We start from the raw sequence: 16,745 nt of genomic DNA, 5'->3' as shown, positions 1-16,745 counted from the left end.
TTCCCGGTAACGTTTGCACAAATTAAACCCGGTATCTGCTTCTCATTGTACCGGTAAAAATGAAACTTGAAGACGCATTCCTTACCTGTGGAATGCGGCTTGCAGGAAGTATCGCTAAAATTAAAATTCCCACACAGTTTCTCTTTCTCATGAAGAAAAATCTACTCACCGGTTTCACATTTGCCGCCGCTTTGCTCACGGCCGGGCAGGCCGCCGCTCAAACCCCCGGTTTCGTACAGTGGCCTTTGCGGGTCAACAACCAGGACAACCCCGCCGTGCGCTCGGCCGGCCTGACGGGTGGCGCTGCTACCTTTAAGCGCCTGACTATTTCCGATGGGCAGATACCCACCGGAGCTGCTGCTTACGCGCCCTACTCGACCGAAACGGGGCAGGCTTTTGCCGTGCTGGCCAATGGTGGCGGCTGGAGCTCGGGAGCTACTCCTCCCGGCCCTGGTGCCAACCCCCGTCGTACCTTCTATGAGCAGTTCACGGCTACTGCTTCGGCACCTACCCGTCTCGACTCCGTAATTCTGGATGCCTCGATGGTGAGCACGGCGGCCGGTAAGATTGTCGTGATGTACTCGCTCAGCAACTTCACGGCCGACTCCGCTAGCATCACGTCTGGCAAAGGCCCCGCTATTTCCAATTCCACGGTGACGACGCCGGGCGGTTTGCTGCCAGCCACGTCCAACGGTTCGTTTGGCTCTGCCACCGGTGGTGTTTCTTCGGCGGGTGCTTTGCTGCCCCAGTATGTTGCTCCTGGTGTACCCAGTACCTTCCGCTTTGCGCTCAATTCCGGCAGCGGTGTAACCCTGGCGGCCGGCCAGACGCTGACTGTTCGCCTGTACTTTGGTGCCGGTAGCAGCGGTGTGGGCCGCTACGCGTTGCTAAAGAACGTAACCTTCAAGAGCCTGCAGGTGGCGCTGGCCAACAAAGCTGCCGTGGCTAAGCAAGCCCTGAATGTGGCTCCAAACCCGGCTCAGAATAACTTATTGGTAAACCACCCGGCCGCCAAAAAAGGCGCTACGGTAGCAGTATACTCCTTCAACGGTCAGAAAGTAGCTTCCTTTACGGCCCAGCCCAACACGACCAGCACCGACGTGCGCCTCTCGGCTCTGACGGCTGGTATGTATCTGGTAGAGTACTCGGACGGTGAGCAGCGCATCACCTCCAAAATCGTAAAGCAGTAACGGCTCCGGCCCTTGTGTTTTCGTCTGCTACAGCGACGCCCGGCTTATGCCGGGCGTCGTTTTGTTTGTGGATGAGTTGGTGTGAAGAACTATAGCAAGACCGGTAGTTGAACCATTGGCCGGCCGGGGTGTTGAGCCTGGGTTTGCAGCAACGAGAAGATGAGCGTATCCCAACAACTTGCCGAACCGCAAGCCGCCGTAGCTACTTCGGTCCCCCAGCCGGCGGCGGCCCGGCTGGCTATTGCGGTGTTTTTCCTGGTTTCGGGCTTCGGCTATGCCACTTGGGCCTCGCGCATTCCCACCCTGCAGCAGCAACTGGGCCTGAACGAAGCTGAGCTGGGCGGCGTGCTGCTGGCTTTGCCCATGGGGCTCATGCTCACGCTGCCCGTTACGGGCTACCTGCTGCAGCGCTTCAGCAGCCGGCAGATTATGCTCACGGGCGCTGTGCTATATAACGTGGCCCTGGCTCTGCTGGGCTTCACTGCCCATACCTGGCAGCTGGTGGTGGTGCTGTTCTGCTTCGGCTCGTCGCGCAATCTGCTCAATATCTCGATGAACGCGCAGTCGGTGGGGGTGCAGGCCCTGTATAGCCGCTCCATTATTGCCGCGTTTCACGGCGTCTGGAGCGTGGCCGGGTTTGCCGCTGCTGCCGTGGGTGCGCTGCTCATTGGGCTCAATATCGCGCCCGGCTACCACTTCGTTGCCGTGGGGCTAGTGCTTACCGGGCTGGCTTTTGCTTTCTATCCGCGCAGCCTGGAGCTGCCGCCTACGCCCGCGGCGGCCGGGGACAAGCCCGCCCGGCCGCGCTTTGCTTTGCCCGATAAGCACCTGCTGAAATTCGGACTGATCTGCTTTGCCTGCATGGCCTGCGAAGGCACGATGTACGACTGGAGTGGCGTGTATTTCGACAAGGCCGTGCACGCGCCGCCGCGCTGGGTGGCGGCCGGCTTCGCCACCTACATGGTAGCCATGACCACCGGCCGCTTCATCGGCGACTGGCTGGCGAATCGGTACGGAATAAAGCCGCTGCTGCGCGTGAGCGGCCTGCTGATGAGCGTGGGCCTGCTGCTGGCCGTGTTGTGGCCGCAGCCGCTGCCGGCGGCTCTGGGCTTCGCACTGGTGGGGCTGGGCGTGTCGTGCGTGGTGCCGATGGTGTTCAGCCTGGTGGGGCGCTCTACCACGCTCAGCTCGGGCGCGGCCATTGCGGGCGTGTCCACAGTGGGCTACATCGGCTTCCTGATCGTGCCGCCGGTGGTGGGCTTCATTGCGTCGGCCGCCAACCTGCGCTGGTCGTTGGCGTTGATGGCCGTGCTGGGGGTGGTGGTCGTGCTGCTGGTGTCGCGGCTGCCGGCGGAAGAGTAGTGCGCAGTGGTCAGCCATCCAACTAAAAACGCCCGGCACAAGCCGGGCGTTTCTGTTGAAGCTGAGTAAGGAATTGAAATTTTTACTGTTTGACAATTTTAGCCGTGAGCTGCTGGCTGCCGTCAGAATAGCGGATCAGGTAGTTGCCCGCCGCCAGCCGGCGCAAGGGCAGCAGGGTTTGCTGCTGACCGGCTGCGCTGGCAAAGGTAGCTACGCGCTTTCCGGCAAAGCTGTACACCTCGATGCGGGCGGCCTTACTGGCCGTGGGGTGCTGCAGCAGCACTTCTTCCCGGGTCGGGTTGGGATACACGCCCAACTGCAGGCTGGCCGGCGCCTGCGTGGCCGTTACGGTGGCGGCTATGCCGTTGATATAGGTTTCGAGCATAGTGTAGCCGCTGCTGTCCAACGTGTTGCGGTCCGTGGCATCGGCAGGGTTCAGGCCCCGGGCCGTTTCCCAGGTGTCGGGCATTCCGTCGTGGTCGGTGTCGGTGGGGGCGGGGCCCGGGTTGTAGGTTGGCCAGCCACCCACGGCGCTCTGCGAGTCGATGATGCCCTGGCCGGCACCGTAAGTGGCGCTGCCATCAGGGCTGCCGGCACTGGCAGTACCGGTGGCGGTTTCGTTCACGACGCGGCTGTCTACCGCGTCGCGGCGGGGCAGCGTGGCGCCGGCCCCGAGCAGCACCGAGGCGTAGGCTTCGGTAGCGGTTTGGGTGGTAATGGGCGCCAGGCCAGTGGTAGGCGCGGCCTGCCGGAACTGGCTCAGCGTGGCCGCCGGGTAGTATTTCACCCGCAGGCCCCCGGCCCAGTTGTCAGCCGACACGGCGGCATTGGCCGTCACGTGGTTGCCGCTGGCATACACGGTGGCCACCGGTTTATTAGGCAGGGCCGCGTTGTAGGCTTCCGTTATTTCAAAAATGTTGGCTGCCCGGTTGGCCGGCGTGGCCGGGCCGGCTTTGTAGTAGTTGTTAACCAGATTTAACTGGCCCGACCCGCCGTTGATTTCGATTTCGTTGCCATAAGCCGCGTTGCTGTTGCCCCAGTTGTAGATAACGTTGTTGCGGTAATCCACCACGGCGGTGGTGTCGTGGGCGCGGGCACCGTTGAAGCGAATGGCGCGGCTGTGGTGATGGGCAATCAGGTTGTGGTGGTAGGACGCATACTGCCCGCCCCACACGCCGCCGTAGCCATGGTCGCCCTTACCGTTGAACGACGAGTTGAGGCTCTCACTAAAAATTGACCACTGCACGGTCGAATATTTGTTGTCGTAAAACGTGCCCACTTCCTCGATGGCCCAGCTCATCGAGCAGTGGTCCACGATGAAGTTCTTGCAGTTCTCCATGTTGATGCCGTACACCGCCGGGGAGTTGGAGCCCGACACGTCGCCGGGCCGGGAGCGGATATAGCGCACGATGATGTTGTTGCCGAAAATCTTAAACGTGTGCTTTTTCAGGCAAATTCCGTCCCCGGGCGCGGTTTGGCCCGCAATGGTCACGTTGGAGCGCGACGGGCGCAGGGGCGTGGCCAGCTCGATGATGCCGCCCACCCGAAACACGATGGTAATGGGCTGGCCCGGAAACTCGTTGAACGCCTGCCGGAAGCTGCCTGGTCCCGAGTCGTTCAGGTTGGTGACTTCCACCACCTGGCCGCCCCGGCCGCCGGTGGCGTTGCGGCCGAAGCCCTCGGCACCCGGAAAGGCGGGCACTTGCTGGGCGTGGCCCGCGGCGGCTACGAGCAGGCCGGCGAAAAGAGCGGAAGCAGTTGGATAAAAGGAACGGGGAGTACAGAATACGCGCATACAAAACAGGTCAGGGTGGAAAGTAGGAGAGGTAGTCTACCGTAAATTCCTGATCCTTTGCCGCTTTATTCCGGCCTTTATTTGTGCAAACGTTGCCGGGAACGTTCTCGGAGCCTGTTGTTTAGGGCAGCCGCTTCAACCAAAAACGGCGTCCCAGCCAGGCCGGGACGCCGTTTTGCGGCTACCACAAGTGCAGTCCGAATTGGTGCCTATTCCACCACCGTACGCGTCGAGTCGCGGGCAATCAGCGTGGTCGGGATTTTGATGACGCTCGGTGGGGCGGCTTTCTGCTTGCGCTCAATCAACTCGATGAGACGCTCGACGGCCACCTGCCCGATTTCCTGGGCCGGCTGCACCACCGTGCTCATCGGCGGCGAGAGCAGCTCGGCCACGTTCATGTTGGTAAAGCCAATGAGGGCCACGTCTTCCGGAATGCGCAGCTTCCGCTTCTGCAGTGCGCCCAGGCAGCCTGCCGCGAGCCGGTCACTGGCCGTAAAAAAGGCGTCGGGGCGCGGGTTTTGGGCCAGCAGATCGTCCACCATCGGGCCCACCTCGTCGGGGCCGAAAGTACCGTAGCGCACCAGGTTTTCGTCGTAGGCAATGCCGTGCTTTTCCAGCGCCGCCCGGTAGCCCGCCAGCCGCTCCTGGGTGATGGACATGTAGGGCGGAATGGTGAGGTGGGCAATGCGCCGCCGGCCCGACCAGATCAGGTGCTCAGTGGCTTCGAAAGCGCCCTTAAAATTATCGGCTACTACCTGCGTGGCGTTCAGCTCCGACGAAACCCGGTCGAAAAGCACGATGGGCATGCCCTGATCCTGCAGCTCGCGCAGGTGGGTTACGTCGGAGGTTTCGCTGGAAAGTGAAATCAGCAGCCCATCCACGCGGCGCGACACGGCCTGCTGCATATTCACCACTTCCCGCTCGTACGACTCGTGGGTCTGGAAAATAATGACGTGGTAGCCGCGGTTGTAGGCAATGGCCTCGATGCCGTTGATGGCCTGCGAGAAGAAGTAGTTGGCAATCTGGGGAACGATGACGCCGATGGCGCGGCTGCGGTTTTCCTTCAGGCTAAGCGCAATCGGGTTGGGCCGGTAGTTGAGCCGCTCGGCGTACTCCATCACCAGCCGTTTGGTCTCAGCATTAATCTCATAGCTCCCGCGCAACGCCCGCGACACCGTGGAGGTGGACAGGTTCAGCGCCTTGGCAATATCCTTTATGGTAACGTTATCCAAGGGGTGGGCTTGTTAAAGTGCAATTGGTTGAAACGCAGTGGGAGGGAGCATTCCGGGGGCTAAAGTAGAGTTCTATTCCGAATTTCTCCTAATCCCGGTTTCGGTCCCGCCGAAATTGCGCTATCGGCAACGTTCCCGATAACGTTTGCGCAAATAAACATTGTGCTATTCTTCCTTTTGCCTGCGCAGTCGTGTAATCTTATCAAACCGGTTTCCGGGCAGATAGTGCCCGAAACTGATTGCCATTCCCTAAAAAGTTACCAAACCCAACCCGCCCGATGTCCACCCCCAGCTCCTCTTCCAGCTTCAGCCTTGCCGGTAAACTTGCCCTCGTCACGGGCTGCAACCGGGGCATTGGGCAGGCTATGGCGCTGGGCCTGGCCGAAGCCGGGGCCAACATCATCGGCGTTTCCGCCACCCTGGCCCTGAGCGGCTCCGACACTGAGCAGCAGGTGCAGGCCCTGGGCCGGCAGTTTCACGCCTACCAGGCCGACTTCAGCAGCCGCGAGTCGGTAGACGCCTTTATCGAAAAGGTGCAGCAGGATTTTCCCCGCATCGATATTCTGATCAACAACGCCGGCACCATCAAGCGCGCCCCGGCTGCCGAGCATTCAGATGAGCTCTGGGACGAGGTACTCCATATTAATCTGGACGCGCCCTTCCGCCTGGCCCGCGCCATTGGGGGGCGCATGCTGGCGCAGGGGTCGGGTAAAATCATCTTCACGGCTTCACTGCTCACGTTCCAGGGTGGTATCAACGTGCCGGGCTATGCGGCCAGCAAGGGCGCCATTGGCTCCTTGGTAAAAGCTCTGGCCAACGAGTGGGCCGGCCGCGGCGTGAACGTCAACGCTATTGCCCCCGGCTACATTGCCACCGACAACACCGAAGCCCTGCGCAACGACCCGGACCGCTCGCAGAGCATTCTGGCCCGCATTCCGGCCGGCCGCTGGGGCACCCCCGCCGACTTCAAAGGTCCCACCGTTTTTCTGGCTTCCGAAGCTGCAGATTATGTCCACGGCACCATCCTCACCGTCGACGGCGGCTGGATGGGACGATAGTGAATTAGCGACTTAGTGATTTAGCGAGTTTTTTCTTCTAAATCAACCAAGTCAACCAAGCCTGATTCACTCACTAATTCACTAAATCACTGACCCACCGATGACCCAACGCTATGCCGTCAGCCCCCGCGAAACTGCGGGCATGAACACGACCGAACTGCGCGAGCATTTTTTGATCGAGAGCCTGTTTGTGGCTGATGATATTACCCTGGTATACACCCATTACGACCGGATGATTGTGGGCGGCGCCGTGCCGACCGACAAGCCACTGGCCTTGCCTTGCCCCCCGAACCTGAAGGCCGACTACTTTCTGGAGCGCCGCGAGCTGGGCATTCTTAACGTGGGCGGTGCCGGTCAGGTGACGGTGGATGGCACCACCTACGAGCTGGGCAACCAGGACTGTCTCTACGTGGGCAAAGGCAGCCAGGACGTGCAGTTTCTGAGCCATTCGGCCGATGAGCCGGCGCGCTACTACCTGCTCTCGGCTCCGGCCCACGCCCAGCACCCGACCACGCTTAAAACCCAGGCTGAAGCCACGCCGGTGGAAATGGGCGCGGTGGAAACGGCCAATCAGCGCACTATTTACAAGTACATCTACGCCGAAGGCATTCAGAGCTGCCAGCTGGTAATGGGCCTGACGCAACTCAAAACCGGCTCGGTCTGGAACACGATGCCCTCGCACGTGCACGACCGGCGCATGGAGGCCTATCTGTACTTCAATATGCCCCAGGGGCAGCGCGTGCTGCACATGATGGGGGAGCCCAACGAAACCCGCCCGCTGTGGGTGAGCAACGAGCAGGCCATCCTCTCGCCGCCGTGGTCCATTCACACCGGCTGCGGCTCCAGCAACTACGCCTTCATCTGGGGTATGGCCGGCGAAAACCGCGAGTATACCGACATGGACGCCGTGCCGCTGGACCAGCTCCGCTAACTCGTTTTTTCACCGCAACATTCCTACTGATGAGCACTGCCACCCAGCAACTTCCGGCCAGCTTCATTGCCGAACAGGACGTCGCCTGGACCGACGTGGGGCCCGGCATGCGCCGCCGCATCATCTCGTACGATGCGCAGATGATGCTGGTGAAAGTGACCTTTGAAACCGGCGGGGTAGGGGCCATGCACCACCACGTGCACGTGCAGCAGAGCTACATCCAGAGCGGGGTGTTTGAAGTGACCTTGGGCGAGGAAAAGCAGGTGCTGCGGGCCGGCGACGCGTTTTACGTGCCTTCCGACGTGTGGCACGGCGTGGTGTGCCTCGAGGCGGGCGTGCTGATTGATGCCTTCTCGCCGATGCGGGAAGATTTTGTGTAGAACCGGGGCAACCCAACTGAAGAATAAATTGATGAAAGGGTATTTGAAGGCAATGCTTGTGCTGGCAGGGGCAATTTTGGGAGAGGTTTCCTCGGCCTATGCACAGCATTTGACGGTGGCGCTGGATGGCTCGGGCGACTTCCCGACCATTCAGGCCGCCGTCAACAGCCTGCCCAACAGCAGCACTCAGCAACGGGTGGTGCGCATCAAAAAAGGAACCTACAAGGAAAAGGTCTTTATCGACGGTAAAGACCATATCACGCTCCAGGGCGAAAGTGAAGCCGGCGTTATCATCACCATTTCGCAGGCCAACGCTATGTTCCGCTGCGACCCGGCTACTGCGGGCGACTGGACCATTGCCACGCTCAGCCTGCGCAACAGCCCCGACATCACGCTCGAAAAGCTTACGGTGATGAACACCTACGGCGCCGAAGCCACCGGCCCCGTCACCATCGACTGCCCCTCGGACCCCAGCGGCAAAAAGCTGATCAAAAAGACCGACCACCAGATGGCGCTCTACACCGGCAAGGGCACGACGCGCCTAACGGTGAAAAACTGCACCTTCCGGACCCTCGGCAACGACACGGTGAGCCCCTGGGACGCCGAAGCTGGCCTGTACTACTTCAAGGACTGCACGATGGAAGGCAGCGTGGATTTTTACTGCCCCCGCGGCTGGGCCTACGCTGAGAATTGCCGCTTCATCTGCCACAATATGAATGCTGCCATCTGGCACGATGGCTCGGGCAGCAAAGACGCCAAAACGGTGCTCAAAAACTGCACCTTCGAGGGCGACGACAACTTCAAGCTGGGCCGCTACCATACCGAGTCGCAGTTTTACTTGGTTGACTGCAAGTTTCCCAAAAACATGGCCGATGCGGATATCTACGCCGCGCAGTCGGGCAAGGGCACGCCGCAGTGGGGCCGCCGCGTGTACTACGCCGGCTGCCACCGCCAGGGCGGCGACTACGCCTGGCACCGCGACAACCTGAACGCCGCCGAAAACGCGCCCAAAGCCCGGCAGATTGACGCCGCCTGGACCTTCGGCGGGCAGTGGAAAACGGCCGGCACTTCGTCGGTTTCGGCTGCCCAGACCCTGAAAATGGGCGGCAAGCTGGCCGAAGCCATTGATACCACCGCCGAGAAAATGCTGGTCTATCAGCGCGCCATTGGGGGCTGGCCCAAGGCCGTGAAGGAGAAGAAAGTGGACTACAAAGCCCCGCTGAGTGCCGCCCTGAAAGCCAGCACCCTGGCCGCTGCTAACGCCAAGGATGCCACCATTGACAACAACGCCACGACCCGGGAAATCGAATATCTGGCTACAGCCTACAAAACCACCGGCAACGCGGCCTACCGCGCCGGGGCCGAAAAGGGCATCCGCTACCTGCTCAAAATGCAGCACAAAAACGGCGGCTTCCCCCAGTTTTACCCCGACAGCAGCGGCTACCGCGCCCAGATTACCTATAACGACAACGCCATGGTGCGGGTGCTGACGCTACTCAAAGCCGTGGCCGACCGCAAAGGCGACTACGCCGCCCTCGACCCGAGCTTAGTGCCCCTGGCGCAGCAGGCCGTAGAGCGCGGCATCAGCTGCATCCTCAAAACCCAGTACGTGCAGAATGGGAAGCTCACGGTGTGGTGCGCCCAGCACGACCGGAAAACGCTGCTGCCGGTGAAGGCCCGGGCCTTCGAGCTGGCCTCGCTCAGTGGCGCCGAAAGCGTGGGTATCGTTCAGTTTCTGCTGACGCTCGACAACCCTTCGCCGGAAGTGAGAAAGTCGATTCAGGCAGCTATTGCCTGGTTTGAGCTGGTAAAAATGGACGGCTTCGCGGTGAAGGATATTGCCGATGCCACCCAGCCCAAGGGCAAAGACCGAGTAATCGTGCCCGAGGCGGGCAGCGTGCTGTGGGCCCGGTTCTACGATCTGGAAACCAACAAGCCCATCTACGTGGGCCGGGAAGGGGTGAAAAAGAGCACGCTGAGCGAGATTGAGAATGAGCGCCGCACCGGCTACGTGTACGCCAGCGTGTGGCCGCAGAAACTGTTGACCAAGGACTATCCGAAGTGGCAGCAGAAGTGGGAGAAGAAAGAAGGAAGCAAAATTTAAGGCTCGGAATCATGGCCAGTTTATCCAAAGAAGCGGCACTTGCCCTCTCGCCCTCGGCAGTAGCAATGCCCGAGGCGACGCACTTTGAATTGCCCGAAAAAGTGCTGCAGTTCGGCACCGGCGTGCTGCTGCGCGGCCTGCCCGACTACCTCATCGACAAAGCCAACCGCCAGGGCTTCTTCAACGGCCGTATCGTGGTGGTCAAGTCGACCGACGGGGGCGACGCCACGGCTTTCGACCGCCAGGACGGGCTCTACACGCTCTGCATCCGGGGCGTGGCCGATGGGCAGACGGTGGAGGAAAATGTGGTGTGCTCGGCCATCAGTCGGGTACTGTCGGCCAAAAGCCAGTGGGCCGACGTGCTGCGCGTGGCCCGCACCCCGGAGCTGCAGGTGGTCATTTCCAACACCACCGAGGTGGGTATTCAGCTGGTTTCGGAGTCGATTCAGCTTACGCCGCCCCAGTCGTTTCCCGGCAAGCTGCTGGCCGTGCTGTATGCCCGCTACCAGGCCTTCGATGGCGCGCTGGACAAGGGGCTGGTGATTGTGCCCACGGAGCTGATTCCCAACAACGGCTCAAAGCTAGAAGGCATCGTGCTGGAGCTGGCCCACCTCAACGGCCTCGACGCGGACTTTATCGAGTGGCTCGAAGCGGCCAACCACTTCTGCAACTCGCTCGTGGACCGCATCGTGCCCGGCCGCCCCGACGCGGCCACCCAGGCCGCCCTGGAAGCCGAGCTAGGCTACTCCGACGACCTGCTCACGATGTCGGAAGCTTACCTGCTCTGGGCCATTGAGGGCAACGCGCATGTCAAATCGGTGCTGTCGTTTGAGCAGGCCGATGCCGGCGTCATCGTGCAGCCCAACATTGACCTGTTCCGGGAGCTGAAGCTGCGCCTGCTCAACGGCACCCACACGCTCAGCTGCGGGCTGGCCCACCTGGCCGGTTTCGACACCGTGCGCGGGGCCATGGACGACGCGGCTTTGGCTGGCTTTATCCAGAACCTGATGCTGGCTGATCTGCTGCCTGGCATTCCCTACGCCGTGGATGAGAAAGTGGGCCAGCGCTTCGGCATGCAGGTTCTCGACCGGTTCCGCAACCCTTACATCGAGCACCGCTGGCTGGGCATCACGCTCAACTATACCATGAAAATTCAAATGCGCAACGTGCCCACGCTGCTGCATTACTACAAGAAACTGGCCGTGGTGCCCGACTACATGGCTCTGGGTTTTGCCGCCTATCTGCTCTTTATGCGCGGCACCGAGCAGCGCCCCGACGGGTGGTACGGCGAGGCCAACGGCCAGCAATACCCGATTCAGGACGAGAAGGCTGGCTACTTCGCCGACCTCTGGCAGCGCCTGAGCCCCGCGGAATTAACTGCTACGGTTTTGCGTAATAAAACCCTCTGGGGCCATGATCTGGCCCAACTGCCCGGTTTCGCGGCCCGCGTCGAGAAATACCTGCACCAATTGCTGCAGGATGGCGCCCAGGCCACGCTAGCCAGCTATTTTACCCAAAAGGTTTCCCTTGCCTCATGAAGCATTTAGTAGCCCAGATTCATCCCCACGACAACGTGCTGGTCGCCCTCACCGACCTGCCCATCGGTACGCCCGTGCCGTGGAAGGATGGTATGATAACGACCACCCAGGCTATTCCGGCCAAGCATAAAGTAGCGCCCCAGGCCTTCGAGCCCGGCGACCTGGTACACATGTACGGCGTGCTCGTCGGCAAAGTGCGGGAGCGTATTCCGCTTGGCGGCCTGCTCACCACCTCCAACATTCAGCACGCCACCGACTCGTTCGACCAGACCACCGGCGTACACCGCCTGAACTGGCCCGTACCCGATGTGACCAAGTGGCAGGAGCGCAACTTCATGGGCTTCCACCGCGCCGACGGCCGCGTGGGCACGGCCAACTACTGGCTGGTTATTCCACTGGTATTCTGCGAAAACCGCAACATTCAGGTGCTCGAAGCGGCCTTGGTCGATGACCTGGGCTACGGCCGCAAGAAAAGCTACCAGCCCCAGACCCAGGAGCTGATTTCCTTGATGCAGGCTGGTAAAACGGTAGAGGAAATTCTGGCTACCGACCTGCACTCGGCCGAAATCAGCCGCCAGAAACCCCGTCTGTTTCCCAACGTGGACGGCGTGCGGTTTTTGCAGCACGAAGGCGGCTGCGGCGGTATTCGCCAGGATGCCCAGACGCTCTGCGGCCTGCTGGCCGGCTACATTACGCACCCCAACGTGGCCGGAGCCACCGTGCTCAGCCTGGGCTGCCAGAACGCGCAGGTGAGCATGCTCCAGGACGAAATCAACAAGCGCAGCCCCCAGTTCTATAAGCCGCTCTACATTCTGGAGCAACAGAAAATTGGTACGGAGGAAGACCTCATCAGCACAGCGCTGCGCCAGACGTTTGCTGGCTTGATGCAGGCCAACGCCCAGCACCGCCAGCCCGCCCCGCTCAGCAAGCTAACCATCGGTCTGGAGTGCGGCGGCTCGGATGGCTTCTCCGGTATTTCGGCTAACCCCGCAGTAGGCCACGTGTCCGACATGCTCGTGGCCCTCGGTGGCTCGGTTATTCTGGCTGAATTCCCCGAGCTGTGCGGCGTGGAGCAAGAACTGGTCGACCGCTCGGTAGACCAGCCGACGGCCGAGCGGTTTAGCTCCCTGATGAAGGCCTACGGCGACTCGGCCGTGGCCGTGGGCTCGGGCTTCGACATGAACCCCTCGCCGGGCAATATCCGCGACGGTCTGATTACCGACGCCATGAAATCGGCTGGGGCAGCCCGCAAAGGTGGTTCGTCGCCGGTGGTAGCCGTGCTCGACTACCCCGAGCTGGTAACCAAGCCCGGCTTGAACCTGCTTTGCACGCCCGGCAACGACGTGGAGTCTACTACCGCTGAGGTAGGCTCCGGGGCCACCATCGTGCTCTTTACCACCGGCCTGGGCACGCCCACCGGCAACCCAATTGCGCCCGTGGTGAAGATTTCGAGCAACACGGCCCTGGCCAACCGCATGCCCGACATCATCGACCTGAACACCGGTACCGTTATCGACGGCGAAGAAACCATCGAGCAGGCCGGGGAACGGATTCTGGACTACGTGATTCGCGTGGCCAGCGGCGAGGAAGTAGCCGCCGTGCGCCACGGTCAAACCGACTTCATTCCCTGGAAACGCGGCGTGTCGCTGTAAATAGTTGTTCGTTGTCAGTTGTTAGGACTAGGCATCAGCACGAGCTAACAACTGACAACGAACAATCGACAACTACATTTTCCAGGAGAGTCCAGAACACCTGCCTGCCGTCTCCTAGTTACTTTGCCTTGCCCTAACCCGACCTCACGCTTTTACGCCGCGACTTCCCACCCGGCCCCACCTACGATTATGAAAAAGCCTTTTCTCGACGCCGATTTCCTGTTGCAGACCGAGACGGCCCGCACGCTCTACCACGAGTATGCTGCCTCGATGCCCATCATCGACTACCACAACCACCTGCTGCCCGACCAGATTGCCGAGGATAAGCAGTTTGAGAATATCACCCAGCTCTGGCTCTACGGCGACCATTACAAGTGGCGCGCCATGCGCACCAACGGCATCGATGAGCGCTACATCACGGGCAATGCTTCCGACTGGGAGAAGTTCGAGAAATGGGCCGAAACCGTGCCCTACACGCTGCGCAACCCGCTTTACCACTGGACGCACCTGGAATTGCAGCGCTACTTTGGCGTGACGGAAGTGCTGAACAAGGACTCGGCCCGCCGCATCTACGAGCACTGCAACGCCCTGCTCCAGACGCCCGAGTACTCGGTGCGCGGCCTGCTGCTGAAAATGAACGTGCGCACGCTCTGTACCACCGACGACCCGGCCGACTCCCTGGAGCACCACCGCGCCCTGGCCGCCTCCGACTTCGCCGTGCAGGTGCTGCCTACCTTCCGCCCCGACAAGGCCATGACGCCCGAGGATGCCCCGGCCTACAACGCTTACCTCGACAAGCTCGGGGCCTCAGCCGCCGTGGATATCGGGTCGTACCAGGACCTGCAAACGGCCCTGCGCGTGCGCCACGACTACTTTGCTGCCCTGGGCTGCCGCCTGTCGGACCACGGCTTGGAGCAGATTTACGCCGCCGACTACACTGACGCCGAGGTTAGCGCCATTTTTGCCAAAGTGCGCGGCGGGGAAAGCCTGAATTCGAAGGAAGTACACCAGTTCAAATCGGCCATGCTCGTGTTTCTGGCCGAGCTCGACTGGGAGAAAAGCTGGACCCAGCAGTTCCACCTGGGCGCGCTGCGCAACAACAACGCCCGCCAGCTGCGCCAGCTCGGCCCCGATACCGGCTGGGACTCCATCGGCGACTTTTCTCAGGCCCAGGCCCTGTCGAAGTTCCTCGACCGGCTCGACACCCAGGACAAGCTGGCCAAGACGATTCTCTACAACCTGAACCCAGCCGATAACGAGCTGTTTGCCACCATGATCGGCAACTTCCAGGACGGCACTATTCCCGGCAAGCTGCAATTTGGCTCGGGCTGGTGGTTCCTCGACCAGAAAGACGGCATGGAGCGCCAGATCAACGCCTTATCGAACCTGGGGCTACTGAGCCGCTTCGTGGGCATGCTTACCGATTCGCGCAGCTTCCTCTCGTACCCGCGCCACGAGTATTTCCGCCGCATTCTGTGCAATCTGCTCGGCAACGACGTGGAAAACGGCGAGCTGCCCGACGACCTGGCCTTGGTAGGTGGCATGGTGCAGAATATCTGCTACAACAACGCCCAGGGCTATTTCGGCTTTGAAACCCAGGCTGAGCCGGTGGAAGCTGCCGGCGTAGCCGAGAAAGCCTAGCTTGCGCCCGGCCCGGCGTGCGGGCCGGCTTTTTCCTGATCCTCTACTCACAACCCACCCTACATGAAGCAGGTAGTAACGTTCGGCGAAATCATGTTGCGGCTCTCGCCGCCGCTGAACTACCGCTTAACCCAAACCGCCACCTTCGAAGCCACCTACGGCGGCGGCGAAGCCAACGTGGCCGCGTCGCTGACGCAGCTGGGCATGCCCGCGGCCCACGTCACCTGCTTTCCGGCCAACGAGCTGGGCCAAGCCGCTACCCAGCATTTTCAGCGCTACGGCGTGAATATGGTGCATACCGTGTTTCGCGGTGAGCGGCTGGGGCTGTACTTCCTCGAAGTTGGCGCCTCGATGCGGCCCAGCAAGGTGGTGTACGACCGGTTCGACTCGGCCTTTGCCAACCTGCAGCCCGAGGATTTCAACTGGGACGAAATCCTGAAGGATGCCAGCTGGTTTCACTGGACGGGCATCACGCCGGCCATTTCCGCTTCGGCCGCCCAGGCGTGTAAAGACGCCATTGCGGCGGCCCGCCGCCTGGGCATCACCGTCTCGGGCGACGTGAACTACCGCCGCAACCTGTGGCAGTACGGCCAGAAGGCTCAGGACGTAATGCCCGGGCTGGTGGAAGGCTGCGACGTAATCGTGGCTTCCGAAAACGATTCCGAAGATTTATTCGGCATTGTACCGCAAGAAGGTGCTTCGCATAGCTTTACTTCGATGGCCGAACAGCTGATGGCCCGCTTCCCGAACGTGAAGCAGGTCATCACGACCCGGCGCGAAACGCTGAGTGCGTCGCACAACCAGCTAAAAGGTATCTTGTACGATGGCAAGAGCTTCGTGGAAAGCCCCAGCTACGACATTGTGCCCATCGTGGACCGTATCGGGGGCGGCGACGCCTTCATTGCGGGCTTCATCTACGGCTCGCTCACCTCCGACGACCAGCAGCAGGCCCTGACCTTCGGGGTAGCTTCTTCCGCCCTCAAGCACACCATTCACGGCGACTTCAACTTGGCCACCAAGGCCGAAGTCGACGAAGTCGTGAAAGGCAACACCTCGGGGCGCCTGCTCCGGTAAGGCTAGTTGTTAGTTATTGGTTGTCAGTTGTTAGGTTGTTCTGATCTGACTGAATACTGATAACCAACCTGAAGCCTGCAACTAACAACTGACAACCAACAACTGACAACTAAAATCCATGTCCCGATACTCTTCTGCCGAAGTTCTGGAGCGCGTGCTGGCCGCGCCTTTGGTGCCGGTGTTTTTCCATGCCAATGCCGCCTATGCCCAAAGCGTGGTGCTGGCCTGCTACGAGGGTGGGGTCCGCGTGTTCGAATTCACGAACCGCGGGGCCAACGCCTTTGAGGTATTCACCCAGCTGCAGCGCTTCGTGCGGGAGCACCTGCCCGAAATGCTGCTCGGCATTGGTACTATCTACACCGCCGCCCAGGCCGAGCAGTTCATTGCCGCCGGTGCCGACTTCGTGGTGCAGCCCATTATGACCACCGACGTGGCCGAGGCCTGCCGCCGCCACGACGTGGCTTGGGTGCCCGGCGCCATGACGCTCACCGAAGTGTATACCGCCAGCCAGCACGGCGCGGGCCTGGTGAAAATATTCCCCGGCAACGTGCTCGGCCCCGATTTTATCAAGAGCCTGCGCGGGCCAATGCCTGCCGTGAAGCTGATGGTAACCGGCGGCGTAGAGCCCACCGAAGCCAGCCTTACCGAATGGTTCGGGGCCGGCGTCAACGTGGTTGGGATTGGCTCCCAACTCTTTAAAGGTGCGGATGACGTGGCTGTCATCGCGCCGCGTATTGCGCCGCTCATGCAATTTCTCACCTCTCGCGCTTCGTGATGAAAACAGCCTC

Annotated in this window: 13 protein-coding genes; 11 read left to right on the top strand and 2 right to left on the bottom strand. The window is 61.1% G+C overall.

The features are described 5' to 3' along the window. Window positions 1–149: 149 nt before the first annotated feature. Together LGH74_RS11855 and LGH74_RS11850 are read left to right on the top strand one after the other, a co-directional pair. Entirely contained in the window at window positions 150–1,190 is a 1,041-nt protein-coding gene (locus LGH74_RS11855) for a T9SS type A sorting domain-containing protein (protein ID WP_226175931.1), read from the top strand. A gap of 159 nt (window positions 1,191–1,349) precedes the next feature. Then, window positions 1,350–2,552 (top strand): MFS transporter, encoded by a 1,203-nt coding sequence (locus LGH74_RS11850; RefSeq protein ID WP_226175929.1) that lies wholly within the window; start codon window positions 1,350–1,352, stop codon window positions 2,550–2,552. Window positions 2,553–2,634: 82 nt separating this feature from the next. Here LGH74_RS11850 and LGH74_RS11845 read toward each other — a convergent pair whose 3' ends face one another. After that, a complete protein-coding gene (locus LGH74_RS11845; protein ID WP_226175927.1) occupies window positions 2,635–4,347 on the bottom strand; it encodes a T9SS type A sorting domain-containing protein in 1,713 nt (570 codons plus the stop codon). 209 nt (window positions 4,348–4,556) lie between these two features. After that, window positions 4,557–5,579 (bottom strand): LacI family DNA-binding transcriptional regulator, encoded by a 1,023-nt coding sequence (locus LGH74_RS11840; RefSeq protein WP_226175925.1) that lies wholly within the window; start codon window positions 5,577–5,579, stop codon window positions 4,557–4,559. Window positions 5,580–5,857: 278 nt separating this feature from the next. Here LGH74_RS11840 and kduD point away from each other — a divergent pair, with 278 nt between their 5' ends. The 9 genes from kduD to LGH74_RS11795 all read left to right on the top strand — a co-directional run bounded on the left by kduD (window position 5,858) and on the right by LGH74_RS11795 (window position 16,732). Further along, window positions 5,858–6,637 carry a 2-dehydro-3-deoxy-D-gluconate 5-dehydrogenase KduD gene (kduD, locus tag LGH74_RS11835; protein ID WP_226175923.1) on the top strand — a complete coding sequence of 260 codons (780 nt, stop codon included), beginning with the start codon at window positions 5,858–5,860 and terminating at the stop codon, window positions 6,635–6,637. Window positions 6,638–6,737: 100 nt separating this feature from the next. After that, the gene (gene kduI, locus LGH74_RS11830; protein ID WP_226175920.1) at window positions 6,738–7,568 is read left to right on the top strand and encodes a 5-dehydro-4-deoxy-D-glucuronate isomerase; all 831 of its coding nucleotides are present in this window, start codon (window positions 6,738–6,740) and stop codon (window positions 7,566–7,568) included. A 29-nt stretch (window positions 7,569–7,597) separates the two neighbouring features. Then, on the top strand, window positions 7,598–7,948 hold the full coding sequence (locus tag LGH74_RS11825) for a cupin domain-containing protein (protein WP_226175918.1): 351 nt from the start codon (window positions 7,598–7,600) through the stop codon (window positions 7,946–7,948). A gap of 76 nt (window positions 7,949–8,024) precedes the next feature. Continuing rightward, window positions 8,025–10,052 (top strand): pectate lyase, encoded by a 2,028-nt coding sequence (gene pelA, locus LGH74_RS11820; protein ID WP_226175914.1) that lies wholly within the window; start codon window positions 8,025–8,027, stop codon window positions 10,050–10,052. 11 nt (window positions 10,053–10,063) lie between these two features. Further along, a complete protein-coding gene (locus LGH74_RS11815) occupies window positions 10,064–11,590 on the top strand; it encodes a tagaturonate reductase (RefSeq protein WP_226175912.1) in 1,527 nt (508 codons plus the stop codon). After that, window positions 11,587–13,242, top strand: a complete 1,656-nt coding sequence (locus tag LGH74_RS11810) for a UxaA family hydrolase (RefSeq protein WP_226175910.1) — start codon at window positions 11,587–11,589, stop codon at window positions 13,240–13,242. Before LGH74_RS11815 ends, LGH74_RS11810 begins: the two co-directional genes overlap by 4 nt. Window positions 13,243–13,431: 189 nt before the next feature. After that, on the top strand, window positions 13,432–14,883 hold the full coding sequence (uxaC, locus tag LGH74_RS11805; RefSeq protein WP_226175909.1) for a glucuronate isomerase: 1,452 nt from the start codon (window positions 13,432–13,434) through the stop codon (window positions 14,881–14,883). 63 nt (window positions 14,884–14,946) lie between these two features. Then, window positions 14,947–15,957, top strand: coding sequence for a sugar kinase (locus LGH74_RS11800; RefSeq protein ID WP_226175908.1), 1,011 nt, complete (start codon window positions 14,947–14,949; stop codon window positions 15,955–15,957). Window positions 15,958–16,075: 118 nt separating this feature from the next. Beyond that, window positions 16,076–16,732 (top strand): beta/alpha barrel domain-containing protein, encoded by a 657-nt coding sequence (locus LGH74_RS11795; RefSeq protein ID WP_226175907.1) that lies wholly within the window; start codon window positions 16,076–16,078, stop codon window positions 16,730–16,732. The last annotated feature ends 13 nt before the right edge of the window (window positions 16,733–16,745 follow it).

The organism is Hymenobacter lucidus (assembly GCF_020447265.1).
Taxonomy (GTDB): domain Bacteria; phylum Bacteroidota; class Bacteroidia; order Cytophagales; family Hymenobacteraceae; genus Hymenobacter; species Hymenobacter lucidus.
Note: the sequence above shows the minus strand (reverse complement) of the source record. Positions and strands in the feature narration are given on the sequence as shown.

Coding starts and splice junctions, on each gene's coding strand:
- kduI (WP_226175920.1), top strand. CDS start 6,738: ATGACCCAACGCTATGCCGTCAGCCCCCGCGAAACTGCGGGCATGAAC.
- kduD (WP_226175923.1), top strand. CDS start 5,858: ATGTCCACCCCCAGCTCCTCTTCCAGCTTCAGCCTTGCCGGTAAACTT.
- uxaC (WP_226175909.1), top strand. CDS start 13,432: ATGAAAAAGCCTTTTCTCGACGCCGATTTCCTGTTGCAGACCGAGACG.
- LGH74_RS11800 (WP_226175908.1), top strand. CDS start 14,947: ATGAAGCAGGTAGTAACGTTCGGCGAAATCATGTTGCGGCTCTCGCCG.
- LGH74_RS11815 (WP_226175912.1), top strand. CDS start 10,064: ATGGCCAGTTTATCCAAAGAAGCGGCACTTGCCCTCTCGCCCTCGGCA.
- LGH74_RS11825 (WP_226175918.1), top strand. CDS start 7,598: ATGAGCACTGCCACCCAGCAACTTCCGGCCAGCTTCATTGCCGAACAG.
- LGH74_RS11855 (WP_226175931.1), top strand. CDS start 150: ATGAAGAAAAATCTACTCACCGGTTTCACATTTGCCGCCGCTTTGCTC.
- LGH74_RS11850 (WP_226175929.1), top strand. CDS start 1,350: ATGAGCGTATCCCAACAACTTGCCGAACCGCAAGCCGCCGTAGCTACT.
- LGH74_RS11845 (WP_226175927.1), bottom strand. CDS start 4,347: ATGCGCGTATTCTGTACTCCCCGTTCCTTTTATCCAACTGCTTCCGCT.
- LGH74_RS11795 (WP_226175907.1), top strand. CDS start 16,076: ATGTCCCGATACTCTTCTGCCGAAGTTCTGGAGCGCGTGCTGGCCGCG.
- LGH74_RS11810 (WP_226175910.1), top strand. CDS start 11,587: ATGAAGCATTTAGTAGCCCAGATTCATCCCCACGACAACGTGCTGGTC.